Source organism: Shewanella sp. 5_MG-2023 (assembly GCF_030547465.1).
Classification (GTDB): domain Bacteria; phylum Pseudomonadota; class Gammaproteobacteria; order Enterobacterales; family Shewanellaceae; genus Shewanella.
This window is the reverse complement of record NZ_JAUORC010000027.1, coordinates 39826-62991: the sequence shown is the minus strand read 5'-3', so window position 1 is coordinate 62991 and position 23166 is coordinate 39826. Positions and strand designations below refer to the sequence as shown.

Here is a 23166-nt window from a genome sequence, read left to right as displayed (position 1 = left end):
GGAGCGACATATCAGGTTCGAACTGATGACCTATACCTTGGCAAGGTATCGCTCTACCAACTGAGCTAATGTCGCATTTTGGTGTTTCAACTTTCAAACTTCAACCTCTTGCAGTAATGACTCTTACTGTAAAAAGTTGAGGCCGCATTATATGTAATATTCACTACACTGCAACCCTTATTTCAAAAAAAAAGTCTGATCGGTTAAATTTTAAATACTTCGCGGCGATAAAACTGCAATTCTTCGATAGATTCTTTGATATCTTCTAAAGCTTGGTGGGTATTCTTCTTAGTCAGCCCATCCATCACTTCCGGTTTCCAGCGCTTGGTAAGCTCTTTAATCGTACTGACATCAATATTGCGATAATGGAAGAACTCTTCCAGCTCCAACATGTACTTGTTCAAAAAGCGGCGATCTTGGCCAATGGTATTGCCACACATAGGTGACGCACCTTTTGGCACATACTGCTCTAAAAAGGCAATCGTCTGTCTAATGGCATCTTCTTCAGTGTATGAACTCGCCTTTACGCGATCAATTAAACCTGATTGTCCATGGTGAGTTTGATTCCATTCATCCATACCGGCTAACACTTCATCTGATTGATGAATCGCAACCACAGGGCCTTGGGCTAATACGTTTAACTCTTGATCTGTCACAATAGTGGCAATTTCAATTACACGATCGACGCTAGGTTCTAGACCCGTCATTTCTAAATCAACCCAAATTAGATTGCTTGAGTTTACAGCCATAATATCTGCCTTATTCTGTCAAAAGCCCATAATTCAGGCTTTTTTATTAAAGAGGGTGTATCATACTGTTTTTTTAAGCGACACAAAAACACCAAATTAATGAAGATTAGCCTGTGAGTAAAAAGAAACCACTTAGCCAAGGTCAAAAGCGCAGAATGCGCGACAATCAGAGTAAGCGCCTAAAACGCAAAGACACACAAGATTCTGCTAACGAGTTACAGGATAGTCTACTAGGGCCTGAACAGCAGGGTATTGTTATTTCACGTTTCGGTCAGCATGCTGATATTGAAACCGAAGATGGCACTGTCGCCCGTTGTAATATTCGCCGTAATATCACTAGCCTTGTAACCGGTGATAAAGTGCTAGTGCGCCTTGCCAATGAAACCGATCGTGGTATTGGGGGCATTGTTGAAGCGGTTCATCCACGGATTTCGTCGCTAACTCGTCCAGATTTATATGATGGCGTAAAAATCATTGCTGCCAATATTGATCAAATTTTGATTGTATCGTCGATTTTACCCAGCTTTACCACCCAAATTATTGACCGCTACTTGGTTGCCGCTGAAGACACCGATATTCCACCAGTCATCATTCTTAATAAAATGGATTTATTAACCGATGACAATCGTGAAGAAGTCGAAGTGGCATTAGAGCGTTACCGCCAGATTGGTTACCCCGTCTATATGGTCAGTAGCCATACTGGTGAAGGTGTTGATCAAATAAAAGCCTTACTTGCTGATAAAATTAGCGTATTTGCAGGGCAATCAGGTGTAGGTAAATCATCGCTGATTAATGCACTGATGCCTGATGCAGAGCTAGCAATTGGCGATGTATCCAATAACTCAGGCCTAGGTCAGCACACTACAACGACGGCAAAGTTACTTCACTTTCAAAGTGGCGGCGACTTAATTGACTCTCCAGGTGTACGAGAGTTTGCGCTATGGCACTTACCTGCCCCGCGCGTAGGCTGGTGCTTTATTGAATTTAGAGATTACATCGGTACCTGTAAGTTTAGAGACTGCAAACATGGTGATGATCCAGGTTGCGCCTTGCAAGCGGCGCTAGCTGATGGGAAAATAACCCAAGATAGATTTAGTAATTACCAGCGCATTATTGCCAGCCTAGATGAACAGCGACATGCTCGCCACTTCCGCGCCGCTGACGAGTAACGTCGCTGACGTACAAATATTAACTGTTATATTATAACAACCTCAACAACTCAAAAGGGTATTCAATTGGACTCTGTTAAAATTGCTTTGCAATACATCTTACCTAAACACTTACTTTCACGTCTTGTGGGTAAACTTGCTGCCGCTGAAGCTGGCGCAATCACCACTGCAGGTATTCGATGGTTCATCAAGCAGTATAAAATAGATATGTCTGAAGCGGCTCAAAGTGAACCTGAAGCCTATAAAACATTTAATGCCTTTTTTACCCGCGCATTAAAACCGGGTCTTCGCCCAATTGTTGAAGATGCGAAAACAGTCGCTCACCCTGTTGATGGCGCAGTAAGTCAATGTGGTCCTGTACAAGCTGGCAAAATTGTCCAAGCAAAAGGCCATGACTACACCACCTTAGCCCTGTTAGGCGGTCAGATTAAGGATGCTGAACGTTTTAATGATGGCGAGTTTGCAACGATTTATTTAGCACCCAAAGATTATCACCGAATTCACATGCCAATCACTGGCACCTTGTCGAAAATGACTTATATTCCTGGTGATTTGTTTTCGGTTAACCCGTTAACTGCGCAAAATGTACCAGGGCTATTTGCCCGTAACGAACGTGTTGTCGCTATTTTTGAAACTGAAGTAGGCCCACTTGCCATGGTATTAGTTGGCGCAACGATTGTGGCAAGTATTGAAACTGTTTGGGCAGGCACAGTGACCCCGCCTTGTGGTAAGCAAGTCTTCACATGGGATTACCCAACTGAAGGTCCTGAAGCACTGACGTTAGAAAAAGGCGCCGAAATGGGCCGCTTTAAGTTAGGCTCTACCGTAGTAATGTTATTTGCTCAAGACGCTATTGAAAGCTTTGCCGAAGGCGTTGAGCCAACGCAAACCACACGCATGGGTCAAGCCTTCGCTCATTTAAAGTAATCGTTATTGCCCACAACATGGTTAGTTGAACGAGTATGATGCCAACAGGCGCTTTCAAAGGATCGAATCCAAACTCAGGGTTAATTCAATTGCATATCGCAGTACTGCTATTTGGCGGTACTGCACTATTTTCTAAAATTATCCCCCTCAATGCGCTAGACATCACAGTACTGCGTTGTGTTATCGCCTTTTTTGCACTTGGCTGTATCGTCAAATTAAGCAAGAAAAAGCTACAATTACAGCAATTCAAACATTACTTAGTCGCCCTAGGCCTCGGTATTCTTGTTAGCTTGCATTGGGTGACCTATTTCGCCTCAATGCAACTGTCATCAGTTGCCATTGGCATGATTGCTTTTTTCACCTACCCCGTCATGACTGTGCTTATAGAGCCGCTAGTCAATAACACACGGCTTAAATTAGTGGATGTTATTTCAGGTTTAGTGGTATTAATCGGAGTGATGTTACTTATTCCCGAGGCCAACCTCGAAAATGATGTCACCTTAGGCATTGCTACAGGTATTTTATCTGCTGCGTTATTCACTGGCCGCAATTTGCTCCATAAACGCTACTTCAGTGGTTATAGCGGCCCTCAGGCTATGTTTTATCAAACATTCGTAGCTGTAGTCGTGTTAAGCCCGTGGTTAGAAGTGGAATTAGATACTATCAAGGCTGAAATGTGGACAACAATTGTCATTTTAGGGGTATTTTTTACCGCTGCCCCCCACGCCTTATTTGCCTCAGCGCTGCGTCAATTAAGCGCTAAAACTGTCGGACTCGTCTCATGTCTGCAGCCCTTTTATGGCACGGTATTAGCCTTGCTATTGTTAAATGAGCAAGTCAATGTCACTACCACTGTGGGAGGGTTGATTATCTTAGCCACCGCAATTTTCGAAACTCAGCAAAATCATAAAAAAAATAAAGCGTAAACTCAGGTTTTTGTTACCATTGTATTAGTCCCTCTTAAGTAATCATCCAACTATGATACGTATTGCGGTTTTATTGTTCTGTATTATTTCTTTTACTGCCTCTGCAACCTCTCCGCTGCAGTTAGACAAGCGCTTGGGCTTTGCTAAAAATACCAATACAATCGCGGTTGTGGACATTCCAACTCAAATAGACAATGTCCAGCAAAGTATCACAAGGCTGCGTAATGAAGCCCAAAGCTATGATGATCTTGAGTCGACAAGTGCTGGCACAATCAACAGCATTACTGCAAAAATCAATCAGCCCGCAGCGCCAATCATCATCAATGACGATGTTGATATTAGCCAACAAGCCTCAATGGCTTACTACCATTTATCAGAGCAAAAACAATCTGAAAATGATTTAAGCTTGCAGTTAGTTGAGCTTAATAAAAGACAAACAGCCTTACCCACGTTAATACGCCAAGCCAAAGAAGCCTTAAATCAGCATAAGCGTGCCCGACAAGCGCCTTTGGATACCCCTTTAGGCAAGCTGCAAAGCTTACAAGCTGAGTTACTTGAGCAACATATCGCAACCTTATCTTCTGAGTTATCCAGTGGTCCTAAACAAAAACAAATCGTGCAACTGCAATTGCAGCTTTTGCGCTTAGAGCATGCCCAGCAAGAGCGATTAATTGAGCAGTTAAACCAAAAAAATAATCAATATCGCCAACAACAAGCCGCCAATACCATTGCCAACAACCTGATTGATGAGCAACAACTTGCCGATGAAGTCTCGCAAGAGATAAGCGCACAAAATCAGCAGTATGCTGACGAATTAATCCGTATAAATAATGCCATTTCAGACACCATCGAGTTGCAAGAAAAAGCAGAGAAACAATACCAATCCCATGCGCTACAGCTGGCTAATGTTGAGGAGCAAATCACCTGGGTAGAAACTAACTCTGCATTTGGCGACCGTTTTTTACAGATGCTGCAGTCCTTACCTAAGCCGACAAACCAAGATAAATTACTGGCATCCGTTGCTGACTCACGCCTAAAGCGTTATCAGGCTGAGCAACAAAAAGCGTTAAATAAGCAACAATTGAGCAATCAGAAGTATCTTAATAATACCCAAGTAAAATTACTTACCTCTCAGCAAAGCCTAATCGAACAAGTAGTACAAAGCTATGATGTATACCTCAATGAGCAAGCTAAACTGCGCAATAGTTATGAGCAGCTAACACAGATTTATCTTGATCTTAAAAACACCCTCAATGAACATTTATTTTGGGTTCCCAATGCGGCGGCAATATCCGGTTTGTGGCTTATTGACTTAAAGAATGCCACCGTATGGATGATGCAAACCCAACAAGGGCAACTGCTTAAACAAGCGTGGGCAGATCAAAATATATATTGGGCTTGGTGGGTGATCACCTTGATATTGTGCTTAATGGCCCAGGATTTATTGACGCCTAAATTTAATAGAACCATTGAACATTATGGTCAATATGTGGGTAACGTAACCCAAGATAAATTCAAATACACCGCTAAAACCTTAGCGCTAAGTTTATGTTATTCGCTAGTAAAACCATTACCGGTACTACTTGCTGGATGGATTTTATTTGCCTCAGAACTGAACTTGGTGCATGCAATTGGGGTTGGCGTGTTATCTGTGGGTGGCAGCTACTTGGTGTACCGAGTCTTTGCATTACTTGCCTGTGATAATGGCATTTTAGTCTGTCACTTTAGAAGACCTGAAACCTTAATTAGGCGCCTTCAAGAAAAAACCCTGCGCTTTATTGTCTTAAGCTGGCCATTAATTGGCATTATCGGTTTTACTGAAGCCCTTGATAGCTCGCTTATTCGTAACAGTATTGGTCGTTTGGCATTTTTCTTATTCACCATCTCGCTATTGATGCTATATAAAGATTTATATGCCTTTATTAATGATTTTCGTGCCAACGCCAATGATGGCAAGAACATGAAATTACTCCATAAAGTCATTTGGGCATTTTTAATCACAGTGCCTTGCGCCAGCATTGTTTTCGCCCTAATAGGTTACTATTTTAGTGCCTTTCAAGTATTACTGCAGCTGCAATTAGCCTTATTGCTAGGCTTAGGCTTTTTATTGTTGTACCAACTACTAAAGCGTTGGATGCTAATCGAGCGCCGTTTAATTGCCTTTGATCGCGCTAAAACCAAACGAGCAGAAAGACTGGCGCAACGTGAGCGTGGCGAACTAAATAATACCCCCGATGTCTCTGAAAACTATGAAGAGCCCAAAGTCGACCTGGAAACTATCTCGAGTCAGTCGCTGGGGTTAGTACGTTCGCTACTGATTTTAGCCTTTTTTGCTAGTTTACTTGGGCTTATTTCTCAAACCCATACTGCACTGTTTTCTTTCCTTGATGGCATTACCTTATGGAGCACCCATTCGGTAGTTAACGGTATAGAGCAGCAAATTCCGATCACCTTAAAGTCAATTCTGTTTGCCTTTATCACCGTTGGCTTTTCCGCCATGATTGCTAAAAATCTGCCGGGTTTACTAGAGCTGACCATTTTACAACGATTAGAGCTATCGCCAGGTACAGGGTTTGCTATCACCACCGTAAGTAGTTACGTGGTGGTATTTCTTGGCATGTTAATCGGGTTTTCCACCGTCGGGGTTGAATGGTCGAAATTACAATGGCTTGTTGCAGCGCTATCGGTGGGCCTTGGTTTTGGCTTACAAGAAATTTTTGCTAACTTTATTTCTGGTTTGATTATCTTATTTGAAAAACCGATTCGAATAGGCGATACGGTGACCATTCGCGACTTAACCGGCACCGTCAGCAAAATTGAAATTCGAGCCACAACCATTGTCGATTGGGACAGAAAAGAGATTATTGTCCCCAATAAAGCCTTTATTACAGAACAACTGGTCAACTGGTCGTTATCTGATCCTATTACCCGAGTTATCGTTTATGTGTCAGTGCAGCGTGATGCAGATCCATCAAAAGTTGAAGCCTTACTCCATCAAGCAGTAAGAGAATGTGACTTATCATTGACCTTCCCTGAGCCTGAAGTTTGGTTTGCAGGTTTTGGCCAGCACACCCAAGATTATGAAGTCAGATCCTATGCTAAAGACATGAACGATCGTTGGCCCTTAAGGCATAACCTTCACAAACGTATTTGTAAAAAACTAAAAGAAAACCAAGTTGAATTGGCGTACCCACAAATGGAAATCCATATCAATAATGGTCAGAGTCGTGAATTTAATAAAATTATCAAAGGTTAAATAAATGCTGATTTTTGCTCACCGCGGTGCGAGTGGTTATGAAGTAGAAAACACCCTTGCGGCAATGGAAAAAGCACTGGCGTTAAAGGTTAGTGCCATTGAACTTGATGTTTATAATGTGGAAGGGCAACTGATTGTATTTCATGATCGCCGCCTAGAAACCAAAACCTCAGGACAAGGGTTAGTGCATCTAAGTAGCTTAGACACTATCAATAATGTGACTATTAAGCAGCATAAACTACCGACGCTATGGCAAGTCATGGGCCTGATTAAAGGTCGCTGTATTGTCAATATTGAGCTTAAAGGCTATCACACCGCCGCGCCACTGATAGCGTGCTATAACGACATAATTGAACAGCTTGGCTTTAGCCCTGAACAGCTACTGATTTCATCGTTTAACCAGCCTTATTTACTCGAAGTTAAACAACATATCCCCCATGCCAGAGTCGCCCCCATTTTAGCGGGCGTACCGCTAAACTATGCCGAATCAGTGTCCGCTCTTAATGCGTATTCTATCCATGTCGACATTCATTTTGTTACCCATAAAATGGTTAATGATGCCCATCAACGTGGGGCTAAAATTTATGTGTATACCGTCGATAATGCGGAAGATATTCAAGCCTTAAAAGCCATTGGTGTGGATGGTATATTCAGTAACTATCCCGATAAAGCCGCCGCTGTAATCCAACAACTAAACCAGCAACAAGACACTGATCCTCAGCAGGCTAATTACCATTTATGCTTTGGTTAAACAATCGGCCATAAACAAGCAAGTTTACCAAGTTAAGTCGTTAAACTTGCCTGTTTTTTTGTGCCCAAGCACCAACAGCAAAGAATGCTGCCAGCAGTAATAACAGCATCCATTGTGCAGGCAGCGATTTTAGCTGTCCTGCTAGCCACGGGCTAATGCTAACAATGGCTAAACCGTAACCAAAGGCGTTCACCAGCACAAATACCCCAGTCCGCACCAAGAAACCCTGACCAGATAACGCCTTACGTAACACACGATTAATATCGGTGGCAAACACCACAATACAACAGGCCACTAACGCAGTGGAAATTTCACTCATCCACGGATGAAGCATTGCGCCGAGTTTGGCGATAAATGCTATGATTTGACTCATTAACTACCTCTATATGATCAGCATTCGGAATGTTATGGCGCATAAATTATTATTGTTAACCCAAGATAACGACAAATTTCGTCAATTATTATCTGCTTATGACCTCAAGGACCTGACCATTCTGGGTGATGAACCCAGTAGTATCACTGAAGCGAATATCTGGTTTGCAGAGCCGCACCTTGCTGCGCCATTGCTTAACTTAGCGAGCAACTTAACTTGGATGCAATCCACTTTTGCTGGTGTTGATCGCCTTACAGGTTCTAGACAACGACGGGATTACGTCCTAACCAATATCAAAGGGATTTTTGGCCCTTTGATGAGTGAATATTTATTTGGTTATTTACTTGCCCACCAGCGAGAGCATGCAAAATATAAACAACAGCAGCAACATAAGCAATGGATCCCTGGTAGCTACAGAACCTTACAAGGCCAAGGCTTACTGTTACTCGGTACCGGCTCGATTGCCCAGCATATTGCTAAAACGGCGAAGCATTTCGGCATGACGGTTACCGGCCTGAGTCGTAGCGGCGAGCCAAAGGCGCATTTTGACCATGTTGATACTATTGAGCACTTAGCTAACTATTTGCCTAGTGCACACACCATCGCCAGTACGCTACCTAGCACCTTAGAAACTGAGAATCTATTAAGCAAAACCATGCTGGCATTACTACCTGATGAATGTGTGCTGTTCAACCTTGGCCGCGGAAATGTGCTCGATTTAGATGCCTTAGCTGCGCAATTACTTAATAAGTCACAACAAAACGCAATCCTTGATGTCTTTAATCAAGAGCCATTGCCCGCAGACCACCCTATTTGGCATTGCCCTAATGCCATTATCACCCCCCATATTGCCGCCCCAAGCTTTCCTGAACAAGTGGTAGAAGTGTTCGTTGAAAACTTCCATTTATGGACAACACAGCAACCTCTAAAGCATCAGGTCGATTTTTTTAAGGGCTATTAATCTTTATTATTAACCGCCAGCAAAATGCCTAACAATTAAGTCATACTGTAATTTAAATCTCATGGATGAGCTGATATTGAATAAAAGTAACCCCTCTGGAGTCTATATCCTCCCGACTTGAAAACCCTAAGACCTCTTCCTTTTAACCCAATTGATAACGCCGATATTGGCATTAAACTCCCATTGCAGCAGTAATTGTGAGCAAGTTAGCAATTTTTAATAACTAATATCCTTGGCACCAATTAAGAAATTGATAAAAAGTTATTAGCAATGAGAACGGTTTTCATTTAGAATTGCATTACAGTCAACGAGCGATCATCTCTTAGCCTTATGAATTGTCTAAGTTAAGATATGAATCAGATTAATTGAAGAGGCTTTATGTACGTTTGTCTTTGTCACGGAATTACTGATACCCAAATCAGAGAAGCAGTAAGCAAGCATGGCGACAGCTCTTTAGCTGACGTAAAAAAACGCTTAGGTGTAGCTGATCAATGTGGTAAATGTGCGCGTATGGCAAATAACATTATTCAAGCTCAAGTTGATGTTGAACCTAAATTTTACGAAGTGGCGTAAGCTGCTGCTAAAAAGCAAGACTAACTCAAGCCTTAAGTTCATCCTCAGGTTAAAATCAAATTCTCATAAAAAATGCTGCCCATTGGCAGCATTTTTTATGTCTTTCTTTTATGGCTATTCTGCTGCGCGATTAATCGCTTGATGGCTCAATGTCAGCATCCGTTTGCGCACCGAGCTCGATATCAACACTATCGACCCGTTGTAAACCACGAGGTAGTTTCGCGCCTCTACGGCCTCTCTCACCACGATAATGCTCAAGATCAGATGGTTTTAAAGTTAGCTTACGTTTACCAGCCCACAGGGTAACTGACGCCTCTTGTGGAATAACATCAAGATGGATCAATAGCTCTTCTCTGCTCTTAGCGCGATCCGTTGGAATACCAATGATCTTGTTACCCTTACCTTTCGATAACTGCGGCAAGGCATCAACATCAAAGATAAGCATTCGGCCTTCATTGGTTATCGCCATAATTGACTGAGGCACGCCTTTTTTAACCAATTTAGGCACTAAGGACTGCGCATTCGCAGGCAGGCTTAATAATGCTTTACCAGCCTTATTACGACTCACCATATCTGCATAAGAGCCGATAAAACCGTAACCGGCATCACTGGCTAATAAATAGCATTGTGAATCAACGCCCATCAACACATGGCGCATTACCGCCCCTGGCGCTAAATTAAAGCGTGTCGTGATTGGCTCACCCTGACTTCTAGCAGAAGGTAGCGTATGTGTATCGGTTGCAAACGCCCGCCCTGTCGAGTCGATAAACACTGATGGCTGATTACTCTTACCGCTGGCACTACATAAGAAGCTATCACCGGCTTTATAATTTAACCCTTCGCCATCAATATCATGACCTTTCGCGCAGCGTACCCAACCTTTGTCAGATAACACTACGGTCACTGACTCTGCTGGGGTCAACTCTTGCTCAGTTAAGGCTTTTGATTCAATACGCTCAATGATAGGCGAGCGGCGATCATCGCCATAGGTTTCACCATCTTGTATGAGCTCTTTTTTAACTAAGGTTTTTAAGCGGCGCTCAGAACCCAAAATAAGTTGCAGCTTATCGCGCTCTGCAGCTAACTCTTCTTGCTCACCTTTAATTTTAAATTCTTCAAGCTTGGCCAAATGACGTAACTTAAGCTCTAAAATCGCTTCGGCTTGCTTATCTGATAAATCAAACCGTGACATTAACTCTTTTTTCGGCTCATCATTGAAGCGAATGATCTCGATGACTTCATCAATATTTAAGAAGGCAATCATCAAAGCATCAAGAATATGCAGCCTTGCAAGTACCTTATCAAGACGATATTGCAAACGACGGGTCACGGTTGAGATGCGGTAACTGAGCCACTCAGTTAGCATCTCTTTCAGGCCTTTAACCCTTGGGCGACCATCAAGGCCGAGCACATTTAAGTTAACTCGAAAGCTCTTTTCTAAATCCGTAGTGGCAAACAAATGCGCCATTAATTGATCGCAATCAACACGATTTGAGCGAGGCACAATGATTAATCGTACTGGGTTTTCGTGATCAGATTCATCACGTAAATCTGCCACCATCGGCAACTTTTTAGCCTGCATTTGGTTAGCAATTTGCTCTAAAATCTTGCCGCTACCAGCTTGATGTGGCAAACAAGTAATGACAATTTCGCCGCTATCAATCTCGTAAACCGCGCGCATTTTAATCGAGCCACGACCTGTTTCATAAATCTTGGCAATGTCTTTACTTGGGGTAATAATTTCAGCTTGGGTCGGATAATCTGGCCCTGGTACCAGCTCCATTAGGCGCTCAAGTTCCGCTTTAGGATTATCCAATAACTCCACACACGCAGACACTAATTCACGCACATTGTGTGGTGGGATATCGGTTGCCATACCCACGGCAATACCGGTAATACCGTTTAATAAAATATGCGGTAAGCGTGCAGGCAATGATTTCGGCTCTTTTAAAGTTCCGTCAAAGTTAACGCCCCATTCAACCGTGCCTTGGCCTAATTCAGATAAAAGCACTTCTGAAAATTTTGATAAGGTCGCTTCGGTATAACGCATGGCTGCGAATGACTTAGGGTCGTCTGGCGCCCCCCAGTTACCTTGACCTTTGACTAAGGGGTAACGATAGGAAAATGGCTGCGCCATTAATACCATAGCTTCATAACACGCACTGTCACCATGGGGATGGTATTTACCTAATACGTCACCCACGGTTCTAGCAGACTTTTTAGGCTTAGATTGAGCTGATAATCCAAGCTCGCTCATAGCGTAAATAATACGACGTTGAACAGGCTTTAAACCATCGCCAATATGTGGCAAAGCACGATCCATGATTACGTACATTGAATAGTTTAAATAAGCCTCTTCTGTAAAACGGCGTAGGGGCATTTGCTCTACACCATCAAGGCTTAATTCAATCGCATCACTCATTAGTTAATATTCCTGTGATTATTCTGGCGCTTTATAAAACAAGCGATATACATTGCCTTTTAGGTCATCAGAGATGAACACTGCACCATCGGGTGCATTTATCAGGTCATAAGGTCTAGCAACGGGAAACTCACCGTCTAAAAAGCTGACGACTCTTTCGCGCTTGATAATTTGGTCATCTTCAAGGGCTAACATCACCACCTGATAACCAATTTTACTTGAGCGATTCCACGAGCCATTTTCAGCAACAAATAATTGATGATGGTAACGCTCAGGAAAATTATCACCTTGATAAAAAAGTAGGCTGGTTGGTTTTACATGCGCTGGTAATTCAAATTCTGGTGTTGAAACATTGAGGTTGTCTGGTTTCTTAAAAGAAGGCTCAACAACATTGGTTCCATGAATATAGGGAAAACCAAAATGGCTACCCTTTACGTCTATGCGGTTTATTTCATCGGCTGGCATGGTATCACCCATCCAATTTCGGCCTTGATCAGCAAACCATAATTTAGCGCTGCTCGGCGACCAGTCAAAACCAATAACCCGCCTTAATCCTGATGCCACTTGTTCGGTGTCACCCGTCTTAATATCAATGGCTAACATGCTGCTAAATGGCGCTTCTGCTTCACACACATTACACGGAGAACCAATAGAGATATACAGTCGGCCATCGGGTCCAAACTTCATCCCACGAGCATGTTTGCGCTCAACACTTGGCAGCCCTGAGTACACCTCTTTGGGTCTACCAGGACGCCTAAGGCGGTCTTCAATATCTTGATAACGTAAAATACGGTCTTGATCAGCGACATACAAATCACCGTCATGAAACGCGATAGCTTCTGGGTACTCTAAGCCTTTACCAATTAGGTAGCGTTTGTTTACCTGACCATCGTTATCAGAGTCGACTAAAGCATAAATGGTGCCGCTCTTTTTTGAGCCGACAAACAAGGTGCCGTTAGTGCCCATTGCCATTTGTTTGGCATCACCTAAATCTGAGGCATACAGTGTCAGCCCAAATCCTTTAGTCACAGTAATCATCATGGTGTCGGCTGCAAAAGCTTTAACCACAGTCATTTGTGTTAAAGCAAGCACGGACAACGCCTTTAACGCTGTCTTCGCTTGCTTAAAGTCCATTTTAAATTTTATGTTCGACATCTTAGTAATTTTTGCCTTCATTGTTGTTATAAGCATTGCTATCAGCAATCGTTATGGGCAATTGTTATGGGCATAAAACTGAGTAAATTACAGCTGAGCTAGATCACCTTTAGACTCTAACCAGATTTTACGATCTGGCGAGCGCTTTTTCGCAAGTAACATATCCATGAGTGCGACTGTGTCTTCATTATCATCAATGGTTAATTGCACCAAACGGCGGGTATTAGGATCCATTGTGGTTTCTCGCAGTTGCAATGGGTTCATCTCACCTAGACCTTTGAAACGAGTGACTTGCACTTTGCCTTTTTTCTTTTCTGCCACAATTCGGTCTAATATACCGTTTTTTTCATCTTCATCTAAAGCATAAAAAACTTCTTTGCCTAAATCGATACGAAACAGCGGTGGCATTGCAATATACACATGGCCTTTCTCGACCAACACACGATAATGCTTCATAAATAAAGCACATAATAGGGTCGCAATATGCAGACCGTCGGAGTCGGCATCAGCAAGAATACAAATTTTGCCGTAGCGTAACTCTGAAATATCAGCACTGTCTGGATCGCAGCCTATAGCGACTGAGATATCATGTACTTCTTGCGAGGCTAATACCTGTGACGCGTCCACTTCCCAGGTATTTAAAATCTTACCTCTAAGGGGCATAATCGCTTGAAACTCACGATCGCGCGCCTGTTTAGCACTACCACCCGCAGAGTCACCCTCCACTAGAAATAGCTCACCGCGCATTGGGTCTTGGCCACTACAATCAGTTAATTTACCCGGTAAAGCCGGCCCTGAAGTAACTTTTTTACGGGCTACTTTTTTAGCCGCTTTTAAGCGTTTTTGAGCATTGTTAATACAAAGTTCAGCTAATTGTTCAGCTTGCTCGGTATTAGAGTTAAGCCATAGCGAGAAAGCATCACGAACAATACCAGAAACAAAGGCAGAGCTTTGACGGCTTGAAAGCTTCTCTTTAGTTTGACCGGAAAATTGTGGGTCCTGCATTTTGATAGATAAAATAAATGAGGCTTTATCCCAAATATCTTCAGGTGAGAGCTTAATGCCTCGAGGCACCAGATTACGAAACTCGCAGAACTCGCGCATCGACTCCAATAAGCCTTGTCTGAAACCATTAACGTGAGTCCCGCCAAGTGGCGTAGGGATCAAGTTAACGTAACTTTCATACAAACTATCTCCACCTTCAGGTAGCCAAGTAATGGCCCACTCTGCCGCGTCCATTTTACCGGTAAAACTACCAATGAATGGCTCTTCAGGTAACAAGACCGAATCTTTTACCGCTTCTTTTAAGTAATCAGTTAAGCCACTTTCGTAAAACCACTCATGTACTTCACCGTTTTGCTTATTGCTAAACTTAATCCGTAAACCAGGGCAAAGCACAGCTTTAGCCCGCAATAAATAAAGTAGCTTAGTAAGCGAGAAGTTACCTGAGTCAAAATAACTGGCATCTGGCCAAAAATGAACTCGGGTACCGGTATTACGACGACCACAGGTGCCGGTAACACGTAAGTCTTCGACCTTGTCACCATTTTCAAATGCCATATCATACACTTGAGCATCACGACGAACGGTAATTTCAACCCGAGTCGATAAGGCATTCACCACCGAAATACCTACCCCGTGCAAACCACCAGAGAATTGGTAATTTTTATTCGAGAACTTACCACCGGCGTGCAATTTAGTGAGGATCAATTCAACCCCAGGAATACCTTCTTCAGGGTGAATATCCACAGGCATACCACGGCCATCATCAGTCACTTCCAATGAATTATCGGCGTGCAATACTACTTCAATTTTTGAGGCGTGACCGGCGAGCGCTTCATCGACACTGTTGTCGATAACTTCTTGACCTAAATGATTCGGCCTGGTGGTGTCGGTGTACATACCAGGACGGCGTTTAACAGGGTCGAGTCCATTAAGAACCTCGATAGCGTCAGAAGTATATTGATTGCTCATAGTCCACACATTTGGTCAATTATTGGCCCAATATTACAGGCCGAAAAGAATACTTGTTATTTAATTTGTAAAAAATCACATATCTTATCTAGCTGATTTTTGTAGCCAATAAAACTGTGGTCACCGTTGGCCTCTAAATGAAGCTGACAACAATGATATTTCGATAATGCTTGACGATAATCTAACACTTCATCGCCAGTTTGCAAAAAAACTAAAAATCTATCTGGGCGACGAATGACTTCAGTATTATATTCAGCAACATCAAGTTTATGTTGCGGTAATACTTGGTAATGTTCATCGGTATAGGGGTTATATTGCGGCCCTAAAAACCCATCAAACAATTCAAAGGGTTTTACTGCAGGGTTTATCAACACTGCTTTACCGCCATATTGTTCAGCTAAATAGCTAGCAAAGTACCCACCTAAAGACGATCCAATGTAGGTTAACGGTTCACCTTCGGCTTTCGCTTGTTCCACAATACCACATAACAAGGTCATCGCCGCTTTAGGTGATGAAGGAAGTTGAGGTTGGTGAAAAGGGTAATCCGGAAAACGTTGTTTTATATAGTCAGCCGTTTCCTTGGCTTTATCTGAAAGAGGTGAACTATTAAATCCATGTATATAGAGCAGCATATTTCCTCTCGCTAAGGTGATATTGAAATTCCAACAGCAGAATGAATATCAAGTTAACCAATAACGAAAAAACGTCTAATAACCGCTCGCATCATTATCTGGAGAGAAGTTTTCGCCAGGCACCCGATAAACATTAGTATGAATGCTACCATTGCTAGCTAGCTCCAGCAAACGATAGCCGGGTTGAAGTCCATCTAGGGCAAAATAAGAAGATTTTGGCTTAAATTGTATACAAGTTGACGGGGTCGCCATTAAGTGAATAGCACCATTGGCGCCTTGATATTCACTATCAATAGCTTGATGCACATGGCCCCATAGCGCGGCTTTCACTTGAGGGTATTCCCCCATGCGCTGTAAAAAGTTATCGCCATTAATCATGCAATGCTGATCAAGCCAGCTGCACTGCACTAAAATCGGATTATGGTGCATAACCAGTAACACGTGTTTCTCAGGATCAGCTTTGATAGCAGCATCAATCAATTTAAATTGATCTTCAGCCATAAAGCCACCCGGTTTACCACGCACTGTTGAGTCCAACATCAATATTTGCCAGTTACCAATGATAATGCGCTGCTGACCAAACAATTGTTTGCCCTGCATATGCAAGCTCATCAAGCGTGGGTCATCATGATTACCCGGTAAATAATGACAAGGCATATCGAGTTTTGTAACTGCATTTGAAAAATGCTGGTATGACTGAGGAGAGTAGTCTTGGCTGATATCGCCAGAGGCCAACATGATGTCAGCTTGCTGATCTGATGCTAAAAAAGTGTCTAGTACCGCCTGAAAACTGGCAGCCGTATTCACCCCTAAAAGCTGCGCTTCTGGATCGGCAAATAGATGAGGATCAGTGACTTGAATCAGCCTGACGACATCCGTTTCAGCGATGGGGTAACTCACTGGCTCTTTTAGCACTAATTAATCCTAGACATAAATTAATTCAATGTAGCAGAACTATGTCGAACATAGATGCTGGGGACGGCATCCAATCTTAAGTAGCTCTTCCAAAAATGCATTAACTTGATATTTCTCATCCGTTTGATGCATATGTACATTTGGATAATCATACACTGCTTTTAATCGATAAATCTGTTGACTAGTTAACACTTCTGCTAATTGAGCATCATGATAGACTCGCACACATGCTTTAGGTGTGGTAAGGAAATCTCCCAAAGGAAAATGCCGCTTTATTTCAATTAGTTGTGTATATTTAGTATTTTCAATAATCGTGATATCTAATAGCCCAAATTGGCCTTTAACAGTCCAAGGCTCATTAATTTCACCATCTTCAGGTAACCATTTCAAAATCAGCGCATAATTACGGCCGCACAATGCTAAAAAAGCACTCACGTTTGGCTGGTACTTATTTTTGGTTACTTGCTGACTCAATTCAAACCTCTTTAATTAGCTTTACATTACGCTTAAATATTGATGATAAGCCGCTTAGCCAGTGTGCTGATTGAACGGCTATGAGGTCACTTTATCTAAGTTTAATGCCAACCATTGTAGACCAATCACGGTAGAGGCATTATCAATACGGCCATTGTTGACCATGTCCATGGCGACATCAAAATCGACCACATGCACTTTTATATCTTCATGCTCATATTCAAGGCCGTGTATGCCTTGGGCTTTACTGGCATCAACTTTAGCCCAGTAAAAATAAAATCGTTCAGATGAACCACCTGGTGTCGCCAGAAAGCTATTAACGAAATGCATTTCAGTGGCACTAAGCCCTGTCTCTTCCATTAACTCTCGATGGGCAACCTCTTCGGCCACCTCGTCAGCGGCGATCATACCTGCAACCAATTCAAGTAGCCAAACAGAATTGGTGGTCCCTATTGCAGGTAAGCGTATTTGCTCGATAAGGACGACTTGATGAGTGACTGGATCATAGGGCAGTACCACAACCGCATTACCCCTTTCAAATACTTCACGAGAGACAACCTCACTCCAACCACCGTCAAAAAGTTTATGCTTAAATTGATATTCATCCACTTGAAAAAAACCTTTAAAAACGGTTTTAGTATCAATGATTTCAACATCTGTTTCAGCGTTAAACTGTGCAAGTATTTCATTATTTTTCATATTTTTTTCTTACAATTTGTAAGCCCTTTAAAATATTTCATACACTATTATACGGTGGTTATATTTAAGCAGGGGATTTTAATAAAGTCTGTTACAACTTGAAAGTTGATATTTGCCTTAGAAATGATAACCTTTTTCAGGATATACAGCAGAGTCTGTTGATCTTTCATGGTTATTTTTGCAACAACAGCTAAAATCTATCTAGGTAATTGAGCAATAAATGTAACATTAGCATTTTTCATACCAATTAATGCATTATCCGTAGCAATAAATGCTACTGAAACACTGTAAAATTTAAGCTAGAAAGATGAACAGATCCTCGCTGCATAGCGACAACTCAGGATTTTAAGCAAGTGCGATAGTACTAAATGATGCTTACTTAATAATGAGTACCGTAAACACCAAAATTATTTTTCCTCCATTGATGGAGATATTGTCTAAAAGGGCAGCAAATGAAATTTAAAATTAGTTCAATATACGCAGCGCTAACATTAGCAGTTGCTGCACCTGCGGCAAATGCTGACGATTTACTGCAAATTTATCAACAAGCACTTACCAGTGACACCGTAGTACTGCAAGCACAAGCTCAGCGCGATGCATTATACGAAAGCATTGAAGAAAACCGTGCGCCTTTACTGCCGACTATTAGTGCCAACGTGGGTTACTCAAAGGCATGGAATAAAGAAGATGGTCAGGACACCAACAAGCCAGATGGCTTTACTGGTGGTATCAGCTTAAACCAAGTGATTTATGATCACAGCGCTTGGGTCGGTTTAGATTTAGCTGAAATGGCAGCATCACAAGCTGACTCAGCTTATGCATCAACGTTACAATCATTAATTATCCGTGTAACTGATGCATACTTTGCTGTATTAACCGCAAAAGATAACTTTGAGTTCCAAGGTGCTGAAAAACGTGCGATTGAGCGTCAATTGGAGCAAACTAAGCAACGTTTTGCGGTAGGTCTTACCGCGATTACCGACGTTCATGAAGCTCAAGCGCAATATGATTTAGCCTCAGCCACTGAGATTTTGGCCGAAAATACCTTAGCAAACAGTTACGAAGCATTACGTGAAATCACAGGTATAGATCACAAGTCAATTAACATTCTAGATACGACCCGCTTTTCTGCTGGCGCAACCTCGCCAACAACCTCAGCTGAATGGTTAAAAATTGCAGAAACCAACAGTATTGATTTAATGACCCAACGTATTGGCCGTGATATTGCCAGTGAAACCATTAGCCTTTTTAAAGCTGGCCATATGCCATCATTAAACTTGGGCGCTGGTTACACTAAAGGCTTTGATCAAAACCCAGGTCTTGATTACGACAATGCCAACATTGGCATTACCTTAAGCGTACCGATTTTTGAAGGCTTTAAAGTTTCGTCACAAGTAAAGCAAGCTCAATATCAATATGTTGAAGCCAGTGAACTGCTTGAGCAAACTCACCGTAGTGTGGTTAAAAATGTACGCAATAACTTTAACAATGTCGGAGCGTCAATCAGCTCTATCCGCGCTTACGAGCAATCTGTTATATCTTCTGAAAGTGCTTTAAAAGCCACTCAAGCAGGTTTTGAAGTGGGCACGCGTACCATTGTTGATGTATTAAACCGTACTCGTGATTTATACGATTCAAAGCGTCAACTGTCTGATGCTCGTTACGGCTATATCACTTCGATCCTTGCTCTTAAACAAGCAGCCGGTACTTTAAACGAAGACGATATCATCTCAATTAACAATGGCCTTATTTCAGAATAACCTTTGTTACTGAGTAAGCCCTATTGCTGATGCCTTATTCAGGCAACAAAAAACCGCCAAATGGCGGTTTTTTTATTGGGCATTTATAACGCTTATTCAGTCTTTAGAATGTCAGTTCAACACCGGCAAAGGCACCTTTAAACGACATATTCTGAGTTGTGCGAGAAAAATCATCAACATCAAATTTGAACTCGCGGTAACCCACTCGGATTGCCGTGTCTAAAGCAACACCATCAAATTTCCAACCTAAACCAGCGTTGTAGTCATAAACATTTGACTCATCAATGCCTAGCATGACATCAGCAAATGCATATAAACCCAGCCCTGGCACGCCCACTTCAGCACTACCGTAAAGCATAACAATACCGCTATCTACATCGACTTCTGAAGAAATTGCAGAACCAGCATCGGTAGTGCCATTAATTCTTATTGAACCATGCATTTGCTTGTAGGCAGCACCTAAATCTAAAGCTACTAAATCATTGTCTAGAATTTCGTAATAAAGTACGAAATCCGTATTACTTAGATCATTATAAGCAGTAGAAGCACCATCGATAGAAATATCGTTAAAGAAAAAGTTTGAATCAGTTTGCTTGCCTTTACCTTCTAAACGGTTTTCACGAATTTTAACGTTAGGCACTAACGGAATTGGGTGCTCAAAAGCAATCCATACACTGCCCTGTGCATCAGAGTCATAGTTATAAGTTTGCCCTACACCATCGTCACTATTGAATGAGCCGCTGGTGTCAGCTTGCCAATAATCACCACCGACTTTAAAACCAAGCACAGTTGCAGCTTGCGCTGAAGAGATGCTTAATAAACCCAATAAACTGGTGGCAAGAAGTGTCTTTTTCATCATTATCCCTGAGAGAGTAAGTTAGTTAAATCGATTACCGCAGCATTCGCGCGGGAAATATAGTTAGCCATGACTAATGAATGGTTGGCGACTAAACCAAAACCATCTCCGTTCAGCACCATTGGGCTCCAAACAGTTTGCTGAGTGGCTTCAAGTTCACGAATAATTTGTCGTAAACTCACCTCAGCATTTTTCTTTTCCAGTACATCTGCAAAATCAACTTCAATTGCCTTCATGAAATTAAGCAAAGCCCAAGCACTGCCTCGGCTTTCATAAAGCACATCATCAATTTTCCACCAGCTGGTTTTAATTTCTGAACTGGCGAGCGATGGCGTTGATTGCCTTGCAGTAGAATCACCGGCTAAATCAGTATTTAAACGCTCTTGACCAACACTGGCAGACAGCCGTTGTGAGATACTGCCTAAACGTTTTTGCACTTCTTTAAGCCATTCATTGAGGTTGTCTGCGCGAGCGTAAAACTGGGCATTACTGTTTTCGGTATCACTGATTTTAGCGCGGTAAAGTTTCAGTAATTTTATCGCTTCACGGTACTCGCCTTCAGCGCTAGGCACCAACCAACTGGTATGCTCAATATTAAGTTTTGAATGCGCAGCCAGTAAATCGCTATCTGCTGTCGATTGAGATTGTGAGCGACTAAACTCTTTACGCATAATCAGCGCTAAATCGCGAGACTGCTCTAATGCACCAAACTCAAATGCTGGCATATTATCCATCATCACTGATGGCGGCATAATATCGTTGGAAAGCCAGCCACCTGGTTTGTCCAATAAGCTTTCGAGAGTGTCTATCAGTGAAGAAGTTGTCGCGTAGCCAATAACGTGCTCGCCACGTTCATTTTGTAGCGTTTCGGGCTCTAGGATGTCTGGCTCAATGCTCCACCAAACCGCAATGACATAGCCGATTAATAGAATAATCCCTATGACACTAAAAATTTTTTTCCTTGTGATTTGCATCAATACAACTCCTTAATGATGATGGTGATGATGGCTTTCTTGCTGATCAGTACTCGCCTTTTTATCAACCATTAATTCAATATTTAACTGCTGACCATCAGCAAAAGTTAATGTTAATGGTACTTTATCACCGACGGTTAACGGCTTAACCAGTGACAACAGCATGATGTGATCACCCGATGGTTGCAATGTTAAGCTGCCATGTGATTCTATATCAAACCCTTCAACTTGGCGCATTTTCACAATGCCATTTTCTTCAATTAGGGTATGTAATTGGGCTTCTTTTGCCACTGGTGTAGTCACAGAGACTAATGTAGCAGTGTTATCTGAATGGTTCATTAAAGTAAGATAAGCTGCGGTGTTGGGCACACTGGCAGGCATGGCTCTAACATGGCCTTCTGAAAGCATAATGCCCGCAGTGGCCGAAATAGAAAATGTGGTTAAAACTAAAAAACTAAACAGCTGTTTGAATATCGCTTTCAATGTCTTAAACTCCATGTACACCCTAGTCGCTTCCCGAAGGAAAACAGCCTATGAGTCAGATTCAGATTCAGATAAAGGATGATCAAGGCGTACGTATTATCAGTTTCAATCGTCCTGAAAAACGAAATGCCTTTAATCTTAAAATGTACCAACAGCTTACAGAATACCTGATCCAAGGTGAGCACGACAATGCAATTCGCGCCTTTATGTTACGAGGCGAAGGCAATTGTTTCACATCGGGTAATGATATTAGCGATTTCCTCAACAGCGGCGAGTTAAATGAAACCCATCCCACAGTGCAATTTTTGCATTGTATCCTTGAGATAAAAAAGCCATTGATAGCCGCAGTATCAGGCGCAGCTGTGGGCATTGGTACCACTTTATTACTGCATTGCGATTTGGTTTATGCCGATAACAGCGCTACATTTCAGCTACCTTTTGTCAATCTCGCCTTGGTACCAGAAGCAGCATCAAGCTTGTTACTTCCGCTCATTGTCGGGCAGCAAAAAGCGGCTGAACTTATCTTATTAGGTGAAAGCTTTACTGCCAGCACCGCAAAAGAATTAAATATTATCAACCAAGTGGTTGAGCAATCACAATTAGATGATTTTGTATTATCACAAGCAAAGAAATTAGCAGCTCAGCCACCCTTGGCGCTGCAGGCATCTAAACAGTTATTAAGGCATAACCAAGCTGAAGTGAAACAACAAATGCTTAAAGAGTTAGTGTTGTTTAGTGAAAGACTAAAAAGTGATGAGGCCAAAGCTCGGTTCCAAGCTTTTTTAACGAAGTAGTCTCTGGTTTAAGCATTGATATCATTTACGCTGGGATAAACCAGTAAAATAGTCATTTAACACTGAAGTATGAATGATAATGCTGAACTAATCTTGAACGACAGCAGCGTTCATACTTCAGTTTAATATCTGGATTTTTTCTGGGTCATGATAATGGCAGTCACAAAGTAACCAATGAGTCCGATGCTAGGGCTCATTAAAATTGCCACTAGGGTTAACACTCGGGTCCACAATACTGACCAGCCAAATTGTTTTGCTAATCCGTGTGATGCGCCACATATCAAACTGTCATCGGTTGTTAACCATTTTTCTAAGTCTGTTAAGTTCATTTTTGTTCTCCTGC

22 protein-coding genes and 1 tRNA gene are annotated in these 23166 nt (G+C 42.1%); 9 read left to right on the top strand and 14 right to left on the bottom strand.

The annotated features are described in order from the left end of the window. Positions 1-2 precede the first annotated feature (2 nt). Together Q4557_RS15890 and orn are read right to left on the bottom strand one after the other, a co-directional pair. Positions 3-75 (bottom strand) — tRNA-Gly (locus tag Q4557_RS15890). A gap of 128 nt (positions 76-203) precedes the next feature. After that, positions 204-749, bottom strand: a complete 546-nt coding sequence (orn, locus tag Q4557_RS15885; protein ID WP_102439938.1) for an oligoribonuclease — start codon at positions 747-749, stop codon at positions 204-206. A gap of 113 nt (positions 750-862) precedes the next feature. Between orn and rsgA the strand changes: the two genes are divergently transcribed. From rsgA to Q4557_RS15860, 5 genes are all read left to right on the top strand, one after another. Beyond that, on the top strand, positions 863-1918 hold the full coding sequence (gene rsgA, locus Q4557_RS15880) for a small ribosomal subunit biogenesis GTPase RsgA (protein ID WP_102439939.1): 1056 nt from the start codon (positions 863-865) through the stop codon (positions 1916-1918). 66 nt (positions 1919-1984) lie between these two features. After that, positions 1985-2845 carry an archaetidylserine decarboxylase gene (asd, locus tag Q4557_RS15875; protein ID WP_102439940.1) on the top strand — a complete coding sequence of 287 codons (861 nt, stop codon included), beginning with the start codon at positions 1985-1987 and terminating at the stop codon, positions 2843-2845. A 35-nt stretch (positions 2846-2880) separates the two neighbouring features. Further along, the gene (locus Q4557_RS15870; RefSeq protein WP_241903573.1) at positions 2881-3771 is read left to right on the top strand and encodes a DMT family transporter; all 891 of its coding nucleotides are present in this window, start codon (positions 2881-2883) and stop codon (positions 3769-3771) included. Between the two features lie 52 nt (positions 3772-3823). Then, the gene (locus Q4557_RS15865) at positions 3824-7027 is read left to right on the top strand and encodes a mechanosensitive ion channel domain-containing protein (RefSeq protein ID WP_303413874.1); all 3204 of its coding nucleotides are present in this window, start codon (positions 3824-3826) and stop codon (positions 7025-7027) included. Between the two features lie 4 nt (positions 7028-7031). After that, a complete protein-coding gene (locus Q4557_RS15860; protein WP_303413872.1) occupies positions 7032-7778 on the top strand; it encodes a glycerophosphodiester phosphodiesterase in 747 nt (248 codons plus the stop codon). A gap of 40 nt (positions 7779-7818) precedes the next feature. Here Q4557_RS15860 and Q4557_RS15855 read toward each other — a convergent pair whose 3' ends face one another. Continuing rightward, a complete protein-coding gene (locus tag Q4557_RS15855) occupies positions 7819-8151 on the bottom strand; it encodes a DUF3392 domain-containing protein (protein WP_303413870.1) in 333 nt (110 codons plus the stop codon). A gap of 34 nt (positions 8152-8185) precedes the next feature. Between Q4557_RS15855 and Q4557_RS15850 the strand changes: the two genes are divergently transcribed. Next, positions 8186-9112: a D-2-hydroxyacid dehydrogenase gene (locus tag Q4557_RS15850; protein WP_303413868.1), complete on the top strand. Its 927-nt coding sequence runs from the start codon at positions 8186-8188 to the stop codon at positions 9110-9112. A 378-nt stretch (positions 9113-9490) separates the two neighbouring features. Further along, positions 9491-9685 (top strand): bacterioferritin-associated ferredoxin, encoded by a 195-nt coding sequence (locus Q4557_RS15845; RefSeq protein WP_303413866.1) that lies wholly within the window; start codon positions 9491-9493, stop codon positions 9683-9685. Positions 9686-9815: 130 nt separating this feature from the next. Here Q4557_RS15845 and parC read toward each other — a convergent pair whose 3' ends face one another. The 7 genes from parC to nudF all read right to left on the bottom strand — a co-directional run bounded on the left by parC (position 9816) and on the right by nudF (position 17956). Then, a complete protein-coding gene (gene parC / locus Q4557_RS15840; protein WP_102439945.1) occupies positions 9816-12107 on the bottom strand; it encodes a DNA topoisomerase IV subunit A in 2292 nt (763 codons plus the stop codon). An 18-nt stretch (positions 12108-12125) separates the two neighbouring features. Continuing rightward, the gene (locus Q4557_RS15835; RefSeq protein ID WP_241901088.1) at positions 12126-13181 is read right to left on the bottom strand and encodes a sorbosone dehydrogenase family protein; all 1056 of its coding nucleotides are present in this window, start codon (positions 13179-13181) and stop codon (positions 12126-12128) included. A 168-nt stretch (positions 13182-13349) separates the two neighbouring features. Further along, positions 13350-15236, bottom strand: coding sequence for a DNA topoisomerase IV subunit B (gene parE / locus Q4557_RS15830; protein WP_102439947.1), 1887 nt, complete (start codon positions 15234-15236; stop codon positions 13350-13352). Between the two features lie 56 nt (positions 15237-15292). Then, a complete protein-coding gene (locus Q4557_RS15825; protein ID WP_102439948.1) occupies positions 15293-15868 on the bottom strand; it encodes a YqiA/YcfP family alpha/beta fold hydrolase in 576 nt (191 codons plus the stop codon). A 75-nt stretch (positions 15869-15943) separates the two neighbouring features. Further along, on the bottom strand, positions 15944-16783 hold the full coding sequence (gene cpdA / locus Q4557_RS15820) for a 3',5'-cyclic-AMP phosphodiesterase (RefSeq protein ID WP_076539079.1): 840 nt from the start codon (positions 16781-16783) through the stop codon (positions 15944-15946). A 39-nt stretch (positions 16784-16822) separates the two neighbouring features. Then, entirely contained in the window at positions 16823-17257 is a 435-nt protein-coding gene (locus tag Q4557_RS15815) for a DUF1249 domain-containing protein (protein ID WP_102439950.1), read from the bottom strand. 78 nt (positions 17258-17335) lie between these two features. Beyond that, positions 17336-17956, bottom strand: coding sequence for an ADP-ribose diphosphatase (nudF, locus tag Q4557_RS15810; RefSeq protein ID WP_102475901.1), 621 nt, complete (start codon positions 17954-17956; stop codon positions 17336-17338). 452 nt (positions 17957-18408) lie between these two features. Here nudF and tolC point away from each other — a divergent pair, with 452 nt between their 5' ends. Continuing rightward, positions 18409-19716, top strand: a complete 1308-nt coding sequence (tolC, locus tag Q4557_RS15805) for an outer membrane channel protein TolC (RefSeq protein ID WP_102439952.1) — start codon at positions 18409-18411, stop codon at positions 19714-19716. A 103-nt stretch (positions 19717-19819) separates the two neighbouring features. Here tolC and Q4557_RS15800 read toward each other — a convergent pair whose 3' ends face one another. Genes Q4557_RS15800 through Q4557_RS15790 form a run of 3 tightly spaced genes read right to left on the bottom strand, consistent with a single transcriptional unit; the run spans position 19820 to position 22044 of the window. Then, the gene (locus Q4557_RS15800; protein ID WP_102475900.1) at positions 19820-20572 is read right to left on the bottom strand and encodes a TIGR04219 family outer membrane beta-barrel protein; all 753 of its coding nucleotides are present in this window, start codon (positions 20570-20572) and stop codon (positions 19820-19822) included. Between the two features lie 2 nt (positions 20573-20574). Then, the gene (locus Q4557_RS15795) at positions 20575-21546 is read right to left on the bottom strand and encodes a DUF2333 family protein (protein WP_102439954.1); all 972 of its coding nucleotides are present in this window, start codon (positions 21544-21546) and stop codon (positions 20575-20577) included. Positions 21547-21558: 12 nt separating this feature from the next. Continuing rightward, positions 21559-22044: a copper chaperone PCu(A)C gene (locus tag Q4557_RS15790; protein ID WP_102439955.1), complete on the bottom strand. Its 486-nt coding sequence runs from the start codon at positions 22042-22044 to the stop codon at positions 21559-21561. Between the two features lie 35 nt (positions 22045-22079). Between Q4557_RS15790 and Q4557_RS15785 the strand changes: the two genes are divergently transcribed. Continuing rightward, positions 22080-22823: an enoyl-CoA hydratase gene (locus tag Q4557_RS15785; protein WP_303413860.1), complete on the top strand. Its 744-nt coding sequence runs from the start codon at positions 22080-22082 to the stop codon at positions 22821-22823. Positions 22824-22945: 122 nt separating this feature from the next. Here Q4557_RS15785 and Q4557_RS15780 read toward each other — a convergent pair whose 3' ends face one another. Further along, complete coding sequence (locus Q4557_RS15780; protein ID WP_102439957.1) at positions 22946-23152, bottom strand: PspC domain-containing protein; 207 nt, start codon at positions 23150-23152, stop codon at positions 22946-22948. Between the last annotated feature and the right edge of the window lie 14 nt (positions 23153-23166).